The organism is Streptomyces sp. S07_1.15 (genome assembly GCF_020739505.1).
GTDB classification, from domain to species: Bacteria; Actinomycetota; Actinomycetes; order Streptomycetales; family Streptomycetaceae; genus Streptomyces; species Streptomyces xinghaiensis.
The window spans coordinates 4,450,336-4,462,123 of record NZ_JAJBZK010000001.1 but is presented as its reverse complement, the minus strand read 5'-3'; the positions used below and the strand labels follow the sequence as shown (position 1 = coordinate 4,462,123).

Annotated in this window: 10 protein-coding genes; 7 read left to right on the top strand and 3 right to left on the bottom strand. The window is 73.1% G+C overall.

The genetic code is table 11. The features are described 5' to 3' along the window. Positions 1–9 precede the first annotated feature (9 nt). The 3 genes from LIX60_RS19265 to LIX60_RS19255 all read left to right on the top strand — a co-directional run bounded on the left by LIX60_RS19265 (position 10) and on the right by LIX60_RS19255 (position 3,455). Positions 10–1,035 carry a DctP family TRAP transporter solute-binding subunit gene (locus LIX60_RS19265; protein WP_227959580.1) on the top strand — a complete coding sequence of 342 codons (1,026 nt, stop codon included), beginning with the start codon at positions 10–12 and terminating at the stop codon, positions 1,033–1,035. A gap of 120 nt (positions 1,036–1,155) precedes the next feature. Beyond that, the gene (gene aroQ, locus LIX60_RS19260) at positions 1,156–1,590 is read left to right on the top strand and encodes a type II 3-dehydroquinate dehydratase (RefSeq protein WP_227959579.1); all 435 of its coding nucleotides are present in this window, start codon (positions 1,156–1,158) and stop codon (positions 1,588–1,590) included. A 5-nt stretch (positions 1,591–1,595) separates the two neighbouring features. Beyond that, the gene (locus tag LIX60_RS19255) at positions 1,596–3,455 is read left to right on the top strand and encodes a bifunctional sugar phosphate isomerase/epimerase/4-hydroxyphenylpyruvate dioxygenase family protein (protein ID WP_227959578.1); all 1,860 of its coding nucleotides are present in this window, start codon (positions 1,596–1,598) and stop codon (positions 3,453–3,455) included. 76 nt (positions 3,456–3,531) lie between these two features. On the opposite strand, the gene LIX60_RS19250 is transcribed toward LIX60_RS19255, so the two are convergent. Then, positions 3,532–4,689, bottom strand: a complete 1,158-nt coding sequence (locus tag LIX60_RS19250; RefSeq protein ID WP_019711681.1) for an acyl-CoA dehydrogenase — start codon at positions 4,687–4,689, stop codon at positions 3,532–3,534. A 184-nt stretch (positions 4,690–4,873) separates the two neighbouring features. On the opposite strand from LIX60_RS19250, the gene LIX60_RS19245 reads away from it, so the two are divergent. Then, positions 4,874–6,214, top strand: a complete 1,341-nt coding sequence (locus LIX60_RS19245) for a UDP-glucose/GDP-mannose dehydrogenase family protein (RefSeq protein WP_227959577.1) — start codon at positions 4,874–4,876, stop codon at positions 6,212–6,214. A gap of 55 nt (positions 6,215–6,269) precedes the next feature. Here LIX60_RS19245 and LIX60_RS19240 read toward each other — a convergent pair whose 3' ends face one another. Continuing rightward, a complete protein-coding gene (locus LIX60_RS19240) occupies positions 6,270–6,938 on the bottom strand; it encodes a GntR family transcriptional regulator (protein ID WP_019711683.1) in 669 nt (222 codons plus the stop codon). Between the two features lie 317 nt (positions 6,939–7,255). Here LIX60_RS19240 and LIX60_RS19235 point away from each other — a divergent pair, with 317 nt between their 5' ends. The 3 genes from LIX60_RS19235 to LIX60_RS19225 all read left to right on the top strand — a co-directional run bounded on the left by LIX60_RS19235 (position 7,256) and on the right by LIX60_RS19225 (position 10,471). Then, positions 7,256–8,638 (top strand): FAD-binding oxidoreductase, encoded by a 1,383-nt coding sequence (locus tag LIX60_RS19235; RefSeq protein WP_227959576.1) that lies wholly within the window; start codon positions 7,256–7,258, stop codon positions 8,636–8,638. Beyond that, complete coding sequence (locus LIX60_RS19230; RefSeq protein ID WP_227959575.1) at positions 8,635–9,993, top strand: (Fe-S)-binding protein; 1,359 nt, start codon at positions 8,635–8,637, stop codon at positions 9,991–9,993. Before LIX60_RS19235 ends, LIX60_RS19230 begins: the two co-directional genes overlap by 4 nt. Positions 9,994–10,084: 91 nt before the next feature. Next, positions 10,085–10,471 carry a VOC family protein gene (locus tag LIX60_RS19225; RefSeq protein WP_227959574.1) on the top strand — a complete coding sequence of 129 codons (387 nt, stop codon included), beginning with the start codon at positions 10,085–10,087 and terminating at the stop codon, positions 10,469–10,471. A 57-nt stretch (positions 10,472–10,528) separates the two neighbouring features. Here LIX60_RS19225 and LIX60_RS19220 read toward each other — a convergent pair whose 3' ends face one another. Beyond that, on the bottom strand, positions 10,529–11,764 hold the full coding sequence (locus LIX60_RS19220) for a dipeptidase (RefSeq protein WP_227959573.1): 1,236 nt from the start codon (positions 11,762–11,764) through the stop codon (positions 10,529–10,531). Positions 11,765–11,788 lie beyond the last annotated feature (24 nt).

The window sequence follows — 11,788 nt, the reverse complement described above, 5'->3', positions numbered from 1 at the left end:
GGAGAAGCCATGCCGAACACCACACACCGCACCAGAACGCTGGCGGTCCTGTCCGCCGCGGCCGTGCTGGCCACGGGCTGCACGGCGGTCGGCGGCAGCGGCGACGGCGGCGGCGGCGGGGACACCGTCACGCTGTCCTTCGCCAACAGCTACGCCACCGGCCACCCGCACACCCGGTGCGGCATCCGGGCCGTGGCCGACGACGTCAACGGCCAGGACATCGGCGTCGAGGTGGAGACCTTCCCCAACAGCGAACTGGGAGACGACTCCTCCCGCTTCACCTCCCTGACGGCGGGCGACATCGACATGGACGTCCAGGGCTCGTCGGCCCTCGCCGAGACGTACGCGCCCGTCGGCGTCCTGGACATGGCGTACGCCTTCGACGGGCCCGACCACCTCTTCGAGTTCTTCGACAGCCCCACCGGCGACAAGCTGAAGGAGGACTTCACCGCGGAGACCGGGGCCCGGATCCTCGACGTCTGGTACTTCGGCATGCGGCACTTCTCGGCCAACAAGGCGATCAGGAAGCCTGCGGACCTCGCCGGCCAGCGCATCCGCTTCCCGGACTCCAAGATCTACCTGGAGAACGCGAAGGCGCTCGGGGCCGACGCCACCGCGGTCGCCTTCGAGGAGGTCTATCTGAGCCTCCAGCAGGGCGTGGTCGACGGCCAGGAGAACCCCATCCCGACCATCGCGGAGAAGAGCTTCGACGAGGTGCAGAGCCACGTCAGCCTCTCCGGCCACCAGACCGGCTCCCAGCTGATCGTGATCAACGAGGAGCGCTGGCAGAAGCTCTCCGGCGAACAGCGGAAGGCGCTGCAGAAGGCGGTGTCGGACGCCCGGCCCGAGAACCGCGAGTGCATCGAGAAGGACGAGGCCGGGATCCTCCGCGAGTGGGCGGACGAGGGCTCGGTGACCGTCGTCGACGACGTGGACCGCGACGCGTTCTCCGAGAAGGCCGAGAAGTACTTCACCGGCAGCCTCAGCGGCGAACAGCGCAAGCTCTACGACGCCGTGCGCGCCTCCGCCGGATAGCGCCGGGGGGCGGGGGGGGCGGAGCCACGGCGGGCGGACGTCCCGGAATGGCGCGGAGCGGCACGGAGCAGCACGGAGCAGCACGGAGCGGCAGGAAACCCGGCAAGGAGGCAACGGAAAGTGCAGGTTCGAGTTCTCAACGGCCCCAACCTCGGCAGACTCGGGGTCCGCGAGCCCGGCACATACGGCAGGACCAGCCACGCCCAGCTCGCCGACGACTGCCGGCGGACCGCCGGCGAGCTGGGCCTCACCGTGGAGGTGCGCCAGACCGACGCCGAGCACGAGATGCTCCGCTGGATCCACGAGGCGGCCGACGACGGCGCGGCCGTCGTCCTCAACCCGGCTGCCTGGACGCACACCTCCGTCGCGCTCCGGGACGCCTGCGCGATGCTGACCGCGCCCCTCGTGGAGGTGCATCTCACCAACGTGCACGCCCGGGAGCCGTTCCGGCGCCACTCCCATGTCTCACCGGTCGCCGACGCGGTACTGGCCGGTTTCGGAACCTCCGGCTACGCGCTCGCGCTGCGCTGGCTGGCCACCACCCGGGAGAGGTGAGGAACATGCGCAGGTCCATCGCCACGGTGTGCCTGTCCGGCACGCTGGAGGACAAGCTGGAGGCGGCGGCCGCCGCCGGATTCGACGGCGTGGAGATCTTCGAGAACGACCTCATCGCCTCACCCCGGACCCCCGAACAGGTCCGGCGGCACTGCGAGGAGCTGGGCCTGTCCGTCGACCTGTACCAGCCGTTCCGGGACTTCGAGGCCGTCGGCCCGGAAGTCCTCCGGCGCAACCTGCGGCGCGCCGAGCACAAGTTCGACCTCATGCGGCGGCTGGGAACGGACACCGTGCTCGTCTGCTCCTCCGTCTCGCCGGACGCGGTCGACGACGACGACCTCGCCGCCGAGCAGCTGCACCTCCTCGCCCGGCGTGCGCACGAGCACGGGCTCAGGGTCGCCTACGAGGCGCTCGCCTGGGGGCGTCACGTCAGCACCTGGGAGCACTCGGCCAGGATCGTCGAACGGGCCGGCCACGCTGCGCTGGGCCTGTGCCTGGACAGCTTCCACGTGCTGTCCCGCGGCGGTGACATCGCCGGCATCCGCGACGTCCCCGCCGAGAAGCTGTTCTTCCTGCAACTGGCCGACGCCCCCCGGCTGGACATGAACGTGCTGCAGTGGAGCCGGCACCACCGGCTCTTCCCCGGCCAGGGCGCCTTCGACCTGCCCGCGTTCGTCGAGCACGTCCTGCGCGCCGGCTACACCGGCCCGCTGTCGCTGGAGGTCTTCAACGACGTGTTCCGCCAGTCGGCCCCGGGCCGGGCGGCGGTCGACGCGATGCGCTCGCTGATCGCGCTGGAGGAGCAGCTCGGGCAGCGCCGTACCGCGGTGACGGGCGGCCGGCCCGGCCCGGCCCGCCTGCCGTCCGCTCCGGAGCCGGCCGGATACTCCTTCGTCGAACTCGCGGTCGACGACGACTCCGCGCCGCAGGTCTCCCGGGCGCTGGCTGCCATGGGCTTCGCCCACCTGGGGCAGCACCGCTCGAAGCCGGTCCAGCTGTGGCAGCAGGGCACGGCCCGGGTCCTGCTCAACGGCGGCGCCGGGGAGCGCACCGCGGTCAGCGCACTGGCCGTCGAGACCGCCGACCCGGTGCGCTCGGCGCGGCGCGCCGAGATGCTGCTCGCGCCGGCGCTGTCCCGGACCCGGGGGCCGTCCGAGGCGGATCTGACGGCGGTCGCCGCCCCGGACGGGACATCGGTGTTCTTCTGCCGCACGGGCGCCGGCGACGGCACCAGCTGGCTGTCCGACTTCATCCTCACCGGCACCGGGCACAGCGCGCCGACCGGCCTGGACCGGATCGACCACGTCGCGCTGGCGCAGCCCTTCGACTCCTTCGACGAGGCCACGCTGTTCTACCGCTCGGTGCTCGGTCTCGACCCGCAGGACGACACCGAGTACGCGGCTCCGTACGGGCTGGTGCGCAGCCGCGCCGTCTCCGATCCCGGCCGCCGGGTCCGCATCGTGCTGGACGGGACCGTGCTGCGCCGGGGCGCGTGGGTGCCCGGCGTCCCCGATCCGCAGCACATCGCCTTCGCCACGGACGACATCTTCACCTGCGCGCGCACCATGCGCGAGCGCGGGGCACCGCTGCTGGCCGTCTCGGACAACTACTACCAGGATCTCGACGCCCGGCTCGGCCTCGATCCGGAGCTGCTGGCCGCCATGCGCGCGTGCCGGGTGCTCTACGACCGCGACGGGCGGGGCGAGTTCTTCCACGTGTACACCGAGGTGTTCGGCTCCCGGGTCTTCTTCGAGGCGGTGCAGCGCGTGGGCGGCTACACCGGCCACGGTGCCGTCAACGCCCCGGTGCGCATGGCCGCCCACCGGGCCGCGCGGCAGGGCGGCGGCCGGTCCGCCGGCCCGTGAACGCCGCATGCCCCCCGCTGACCGGCCGGGGGGCATGCGTGCCAGGGGCGGGGCGGCAACGGGGGCCGCGCCCGGGTTACTTGGGCAGGTTGCGGGCCATGACGATGCGCTGGACCTGGTTGGTGCCCTCGTAGATCTGGGTGATCTTGGCGTCGCGCATCATGCGCTCCACCGGGTAGTCCCGGGTGTAGCCGTAGCCGCCGAGGAGCTGGACCGCGTCGGTGGTGACCTCCATGGCGGCGTCCGAGGCGTAGCACTTGGCGGCGGCGCCGAAGAAGGTGAGGTCGGCGTCGACCCGCTCGGACTTGGCGGCGGCCGCGTAGGTGAGCTGGCGGGCGGCCTCGATCTTCATCGCCATGTCGGCCAGCATGAACTGGACGCCCTGGAAGTCGGCGATCGGCTTGCCGAACTGCTTGCGCTCCTGGACGTAGCCCTTGGCGTAGTCGAGGGCGCCCTGGGCGATGCCGAGCGCCTGGGCGGCGATGGTGATGCGGGTGTGGTCGAGGGTCTTCATCGCGGTGGCGAAGCCGGTGCCCTCCTCGCCGATCATGCGGTCGGCGGGGATGCGGACGTTGTCGAAGTAGACCTCGCGGGTCGGGGAGCCCTTGATGCCGAGCTTCCGCTCCGGGGCGCCGAAGGAGACGCCCTCGTCGGACTTCTCGACGACGAAGGCGGAGATGCCCTTGCTGCGCTTCTCCGGGTCGGTGACGGCCATGACCGTGTAGTACTCGCTGACGCCGGCGTTGGTGATCCAGCGCTTCACGCCGTTGAGCACCCAGAAGTCGCCGTCGCGGACGGCGCGGGTCTTCATGCCCGCGGCGTCGGAACCGGCGTCCGGCTCGGAGAGGCAGTACGAGAACATGCCCTGGCCCTTGGCGAGCGGGGTCAGGTACTTCTTCTTCAGCTCCTCGGAGCCGGAGAGCACCACCGGCAGCGAGCCGAGCTTGTTGACCGCGGGGATCAGGGAGGAGGAGGCGCAGACGCGGGCCACCTCCTCGATGACGATGACCGTGGCGAGCGCGTCGGCGCCCGCGCCGCCGAAGGACTCGGGGACGTGGACGGCGTGCAGGTCGTTGGCGGTCAGGGCGTCCAGCGCCTCCTGCGGGAAGCGGCCCTCCTCGTCCACCTCGGCGGCGAAGGGCGCGATCTTCGCCTCGGCGAGCGCACGGACCGAGTCGCGGAGCATGTCGTGCTCCTCGGACGGCCGGTAGAGGTCGAATTCGGTGGACGACAAGGTGCCCTCACTCCCAGCTGCTGCTAACTACCGTTAAGTAACTTGATTCTAGTCGCGCGGGCCCGCCGGGTATAGGTGAGTTTGGCGACAGCGGGACGGCGGGACGTGCGGCGGGTGGACAGCGGGCTCCACGGCGGGCCGATATGCTCGCCGCAGTCCGCTCGCACGCGCATACGGAGTAGCGATGGCACCCAAGATCACTGTGATCGGCACCGGCTACCTCGGCGCCACGCACGCCGCGGCCATGGCCGAACTCGGCTTCGAGGTCCTGGGGCTCGACATCTCCCCCGAGAAGATCGAGATGCTCTCGGCCGGCGACGTCCCCATGTACGAGCCCGGGCTGGAGGAGCTGCTCCGCCGGCACGTCGCGGGCCGCCCCGGATCCAGCGGCCGGCTCCGCTTCACCACCTCCTACGAGGAGGTGGGCGAGTTCGGCGACATCCACTTCGTCTGCGTCAACACCCCGCAGAAGCACGGCGAGTACGCCTGCGACATGAGCTATGTCGACAGCGCGTTCGCCGCACTGGCACCGCATCTGCGCCGGCCCGCGCTCGTCGTCGGCAAGTCCACGGTGCCGGTGGGCAGCGCCGCCCGGCTGGCGGCCCTGCTGGCCGAGCAGGCCCCGGCGGGCGAGGACGCCGAGCTCGCCTGGAACCCGGAGTTCCTGCGCGAGGGCTTCGCCGTCAAGGACACCCTCCACCCGGACCGCATCGTCATCGGCGTCACGAGCGAGCGGGCCGAGAAGCAGCTGCGCGAGGTCTACGCGACCCCGATCGCGGAGGGCTCGCCGCTGGTCGTCACCGACTTCCCGACCGCCGAGCTGGTGAAGGTCGCCGCCAACTCCTTCCTCGCCACCAAGATCTCCTTCATCAACGCCATGGCCGAGGTCTGCGAGGCCGCCGACGGCGATGTGGCCAAGCTCGCCGAGGCCATCGGGCACGACGAACGGATCGGCAGCAAGTTCCTGCGGGCCGGGATCGGCTTCGGCGGCGGCTGCCTGCCCAAGGACATCCGGGCCTTCATGGCCCGCGCGGGCGAGCTGGGCTCCCCGCAGGCGCTGGCCTTCCTCCGCGAGGTCGACTCCGTCAACATGCGCCGCCGCGGTCACATGGTCGAACTGGCCCGCGAGGCCGTGGGCGGCGGCTTCCTCGGGGTGCGGGTCGCCGTGCTCGGCGCCGCCTTCAAACCGGATTCGGACGACGTACGGGACTCCCCCGCGCTCAACGTGGCCGGGCAGATCCACCTCCAGGGCGGCCAGGTCACCGTCTACGACCCGAAGGCCATGGAGAACGCCCGCCGGGTCTTCCCCACCCTCGGGTACGCCCCGAGCGCGCTGGAGGCGGCGCGCGGCGCCGATGTGGTGCTGCACCTGACGGAGTGGCGCGAGTTCCGGGAGCTCGACCCGGTGGCGCTGGGCGAGGTGGTCGCCGAGCGCCGTCTCCTGGACGGGCGGAACGCCCTCGACCCGGACACCTGGCGCGAGGCCGGCTGGACGTACCGGGCCCTGGGGCGGCCGCGCGCCTAGGCGTTCCGTCCGCTGATCCCCGGACGGGCACGGACCCCGGCCGGGGCGCGGCCCGTCAGCGGGCGCTGCCGCCGGCCACCGCGCGCAGGGCGTGGCAGGCGCCCTCCAGATGGGCCCGCATGGTGCGGACCGCCTCGTCGGCGTCCCCGGCGCGCAGGGCGTCCAGGACCGCGGTGTGCTCCGCGATGATGCGCTCGCGTCCCAGGGCGTGCCGCGTCTGCACCATCGACAGATGGACCTCGCCCTGGATGCCCCGGTAGAGCCGGCTGAGCCGGGGGCTGCCGACCGCCTCCACCAGCGACTGGTGGAACCGCAGGTCGCTCTCGACGAAGGCGCTGTGCGGGGCGTCGTCCTCCAGCTGCCCGAGGTCCGCGATGGCGCGCCCGGCGGCGGCCGGCGGCACGGTGCCGCGCTCGACGAGCAGGCGGACGACCGCGGTCTCCAGGGGGGTGCGGACCAGGAAGAGGTCCTCGACATCGGCCCGGGTCAACTGGGGTACGTACGCGGCCTTGTTGGCCTCGCGGTGCAGCAGGCCCTCGTGCACCAGGGCGGTGACGGCGCTGCGGGCGGTGGGCCGGGAGACCGCGTACTCCGCCGCGATCTCCGTCTCGGCGAGAGCGGTGCCGGGCGCGATCCGCCCGTCGAGCACGCGGTCCCGCAGGGACGCGGCGAGCGCCTCGACGACCGAGACGGTGGACAGCCGAAGGGCGGCGTCCGGAGCCATGAACACCTCCGTGAGGAACGGCCCTCATTCTCCCATGAGCCGGTGCGGCGATTGACAGTCACGCCTGATTGACGGACGCGATTCATTGACAGCCATGAGTCATTGTCTGACAATCGCCAGGTCCCCATGGGCCGGAACGGCGTGTGCCGCCGGCATACAGAGAGGCAAGGGCACCTCATGGCTGCCGATCACCGGGTCGTCCCCCCGTTCGCGGGTGTCCTGGGCACGATGGTCCTCACGCGGAGGACCCCCGCCGCCGTCCGCCCGCCGGATACCGCGCGGCCGGCGCCCGTACCGGACCGAAGGGTGGCGCGCTGATGGCCACGGACACCGATCTCGCCCGCGATCTGGCGGCCCTCGTCGGCCCCGGCCACGTCCGGACGGACGCCGGCGCGCTGACCGCCTACGGCCGCGACGCCACCCCGCTCTTCCACGCCCTGCCGCAGGCCGTGGTGCTGCCCGGCAGCACCGAGGAGGTCGCCGCGGTCCTGCGGTACGCCACCGAGCACCGCGTCCCCGTCGTGCCGCGCGGCGCCGGCTCCAACCTCTGCGCCGCCACCGTGCCGCTGACCGGAGGCATCGTGCTCGTCCTCACCCGGCTGAACAAGATCCTGGAGGTCAGCCCCGAGGAGCTGCTGGCCCGGGTGCAGACCGGAGTGAGCACCGCCGCCCTCGCCGACGCGGCCGCGGCACGGGGCCTGCTCTACGCCCCGGACCCGGGAAGCCGCACCGTCTCCACGGTCGGCGGCAACGTGGCCACCTGCGCCGGCGGGCTGCGCGGCCTGAAGTACGGCGTCACCCGCAACTACGTCCTCGGCCTGGAGGCCGTCCTGCCCACCGGCGAGATCATCCGGACCGGCGGCCGGCTGTGGAAGGACGTCGCCGGCTACGACCTGACCCGGCTCCTCACCGGCTCCGAGGGCACCCTCGCGGTGATCACCGAGGCCACCGTGGCGCTGCTGCCCGCCCCCGAGGAGAGCGGCACCGGCGTCGCCTACTTCGACTCCCTCGCCGACGCCTCCCGGGCGGTCGCGGACGTCATCTCCGCCGGGATCGTCCCCGCCACACTGGAATTCCTCGACCGCAAGTGCATCGCGGCGGTCGAGGAGTTCGCCGGACTCGGACTGCGGCAGGACGCGGGCGCGCTGCTGCTCTTCGGCGACGACGGCGCGCCGCCCACCGTGGCCGCCAACCTGGCCCGCATCCAGGAGGTCTGCGCGGACGCCGGGGCGCTGGAGACCACCCTCGCCGAGAACGTCGCCCGCGCCGACGCCCTGCTCGCGGCCCGCCGCTGCTCGCTCCCGGCCCTCTCCCGCCTCGGCTCGCTGACGATCCTGGAGGACGCCACCGTGCCGCGGCACCGGCAGGCCGAGATGGTGGACCGCATCGACGAGATCGCCGCGCGGCACGATCTGCTGATCGCCACCTTCGGCCACGCCGGGGACGGCAATCTCCACCCGACCTGCGTCCTGGACCCGGAGGACACCGAGGGCGCCGACCGCGCGCACCGGGCGTTCGCGGAGATCTTCGCCGCCGCCATCGCCATGGACGGCACCATCACCGGAGAGCACGGCGTGGGCGCGGCCAAGCTGCCGTATCTCGCGGACAAGATCGGCGCCGACCAGATGGCCCTGCTGCGCCGCGTCAAGACGGCCTTCGACCCGGCCGGCATCCTCAACCCCGGAAAGCTGGGCTCGTGAACGACCGTACGAACGGCGAGCACGCCGTACCCCCCGAGCAGCCGGACCCCGGTCACGGTGGAGCGGGCCCCTGCGGCCCCGGCTGCGGTGACGGCTCCCGCGGTGCCGGGGCCGACGCCGCCTCCGGCCACGACCCCGCACCGCCCGCCGCCGTCGCCCCCCGCTCCCCCGGGCCGGGGGGCGGCCCCGGCATCTTCGACAAGAGCCTGCTCGACCGCTGCATCTCCTGCGGTTTCTGCCTGCCCGCCTGCCCCACCTACGCCCTCACCGGCGAGGAGACCTCGTCCCCGCGCGGCCGCATCACCCTGATGCGGGCCCTGGAGACGGGGCAGCTTCCGCCCGACGACCCGACCCTGGCCGAGGAGTCCTCGTTCTGCCTGGGCTGCCGCGCCTGTGAGACCGTCTGCCCGGCCGGGGTGGAGTACGGCTCGCTGCTGGAGCAGTGGCGCGACCACCAGTGGAGCGGCCGCGACCGGCCGTGGATCGCCCGCCTCCTGATGCTCCTGGTGTCGCGCCCCGCGCTGCTGCGGCTCCAGGGGCTGGTACGCCGCCACGCGCGCGGCGCACCCGGGGGCCGGGCGGACCGGCCCGGCCGGCCCGCCGCGGAGCCGGCCACGGAAGCGCCCACGGAACCGGCCACGGCGCCGGATCAGCCGGTCTCGCTGATGCTCGGCTGCGTCGAACGGGGCCTCTACCCGAAGGTCTCCCGCGCCGTCCGCGAGCTGTGCCCCGAGGTCTCCGTCCCCTCCGGGCAGGGCTGCTGCGGCGCGCTCCACGCCCACAACGGCGCTTCCGTCACCGGCGCAGCGATGGCCCGTGCCCTCGGCGACAAGCTGCCCGGCACCGTTCTGACCACCGCCGGCGGCTGCGCCGCCCACCTCGCCCACCATCTGGGCCGGGACCGGGTGCGGGAGCTGAGCGAGTACCTCGGCGAGGCGGGGTACGCGCCCGCCGGACAGGTGACGGTCGACGGCCGCCGGGCCCGGGCCACGCTCCAGGACTCCTGCCATCTGCGCAACGGACTGGGGGTCACCCGCCCGCCCCGCGAGCTCATCGCCGCCGTCGCCGACTACGTCGAACTGCCGGGCGCGGACCGGTGCTGCGGGGCGGCCGGCACCTACGCCATGCTCCGGCCGGAGGACAGCAGGGCCGTCCTGGACCCGAAGCTGGACGACATCGGGCGGCTCGACGTCGACTACGTCGTCACCGTCAACCCGGGCTGTCTCCGCCAGGTCCAGCAGGGGCTGCGGCGCCGCCGCTCCCGGGCCCGGGCGATCCATCTCGCGGAGTTCCTGGCCCTCGCCGGGAGACCCGGCCGCCCCTCGGACGGCCGGCCCGGGACCGGGGAGGGGTGAGAAGACCGGCCCGCCGGTGGCGCACACCCGCGGGTTTCGCCCGGCGCCTTCCGGTCAACCTTGGGGTACCGATCGAACACCGGGAGGCAGTATGGCCATCGCACGCAAGGGCTGGGTCGTCGTCGACTGCCCCGACCCCCTCGCGCTCGCCCGCTTCTACGCCGGGCTGCTGGGCGGCGAGCCGGATGTCGAGCAGGACAACGACCGCTGGGTGCAGCTCATCACCGAGGACGGCTGGAAGCTCGCGTTCCAGCGAGCCGAGGGATTCCGGCCGCCGCGGTGGCCCTCGGCGGAGCACTCGCAGCAGCTCCATCTGGATGTGTACGTCGACGAGATGGAGGAGGCCGAACGGCGGACCCTGGACCTGGGCGCCACGGCCCTGGACACCGACGACCAGGGCGGCAAGCGCGGCTTCCGCGTGTACGCCGATCCGGCCGGCCACCCCTTCTGCCTCATCCAGGCCTCGTTCGCCACCTGACACCACCCGGCACGGGCCGGCACGGGCCGACACCGGCCGGCCCCGGCCCGGGGGTGTTCAGCCGTCCACGCCGTCCCCGCCGTCTCCGCCGTCGAGCTCCCCGATGGTGGCGTTCGACGGGCCGCGCCGGGAGCGGAGGTCGCGGGCGACGTCCTCGGCGGCGCGCAGCGTACGGACGGCGTTCCGCCAGGTGAGCTTCGCCAGGTCGGTCTTCGACCAGCCGCGCCGCAGCAGTTCCGCGATCAGGTTCGGGTAGCCGGCGACGTCCTCCAGGCCGGCCGGGGTGAAGGCGGTGCCGTCGTAGTCGCCGCCGATGCCGATGTGGTCGACGCCGGCCGCCTCGCGCATGTGGTCGAGGTGGTCGGCGACGTCCGCGGCGGTGGCGACCGGCCGCGGATGCCGTTCCTCGTACATCCGCTGCACCCGCATGGCGGCCTCGGTGGTGTCGAGCGGATGCAGGCCGTGGGCCTTCATGTTGAGGTCGGCGGCCTGCGTCCACGCGATGGCCTCGGGCAGGACGAACTTCGGTACGAAGGTGACCATCGCGGTGCCGCCGTTGGCCGGCAGCGCCTCCAGCACGTCGTCGGGGATGTTGCGCGGGTGGTCGCAGACGGCGCGTGCGGAGGAGTGCGAGAAGAGGACGGGCGCCTCGGTGACGCGCAGCGCGTCGCGCATCGTGCCGGTGGAGACATGGGAGAGGTCCACCAGCATCCCGCAGCGGTTCATCTCCCGGACGACCTCCTCGCCGAAGCGGCTCAGTCCGCCGATCCGCTTCTCGTCGGTGGCCGAGTCGGCCCAGGCGATGTTGTCGTTGTGGGTGAGCGTCATATAGCGCACGCCCAGGGCGTGCAGGGAACGGAGCGTTCCCAGGGAGCAGTTGATGCTGTGGCCGCCCTCGGCGCCCATGAGGGACGCGATCCGGCCCCCGGCGCGGGCGGCCTCCATGTCGTCGGCGGTCAGGGCGCGGCGGAGGTCGCCGGGGTGGCGGTCGATGAGCCGGCCGACCACGTCGATCTGTTCGAGGGTGGCGCTGACCGCGCGGTCGCCGTCGTAGTCGGAGCGGACGTAGACCGACCAGAACTGCGCGCCGACGCCGCCCGCCCGCAGCCGGGCGAGGTCGGTGTGCAGATGCTCGCTCTGGTCGGCGGCGATGTCGCGGCGGTCCAGGTCGTAGAAGACCTGTTCGCGCAGGGCCCAGGGGAGGTCGTTGTGGCCGTCGGCGACGGGGTGCTCCGCGAGGAGCGCGCGGGCTTCGGCGAGGTGGCGGTCAGGGGCCTGGTCATGATCGGTCATGACCCCATCCTTGCCCGCCGCCCC

Bases quoted from the DNA above. Each gene is read 5' to 3' on its own strand.
- LIX60_RS19265 (WP_227959580.1), top strand. From the start codon at position 10: ATGCCGAACACCACACACCGCACCAGAACGCTGGCGGTCCTGTCCGCC.
- LIX60_RS19255 (WP_227959578.1), top strand. From the start codon at position 1,596: ATGCGCAGGTCCATCGCCACGGTGTGCCTGTCCGGCACGCTGGAGGAC.
- LIX60_RS19245 (WP_227959577.1), top strand. From the start codon at position 4,874: ATGGCACCCAAGATCACTGTGATCGGCACCGGCTACCTCGGCGCCACG.
- LIX60_RS19240 (WP_019711683.1), bottom strand. From the start codon at position 6,938: ATGGCTCCGGACGCCGCCCTTCGGCTGTCCACCGTCTCGGTCGTCGAG.
- LIX60_RS19235 (WP_227959576.1), top strand. From the start codon at position 7,256: ATGGCCACGGACACCGATCTCGCCCGCGATCTGGCGGCCCTCGTCGGC.
- LIX60_RS19225 (WP_227959574.1), top strand. From the start codon at position 10,085: ATGGCCATCGCACGCAAGGGCTGGGTCGTCGTCGACTGCCCCGACCCC.
- LIX60_RS19220 (WP_227959573.1), bottom strand. From the start codon at position 11,764: ATGACCGATCATGACCAGGCCCCTGACCGCCACCTCGCCGAAGCCCGC.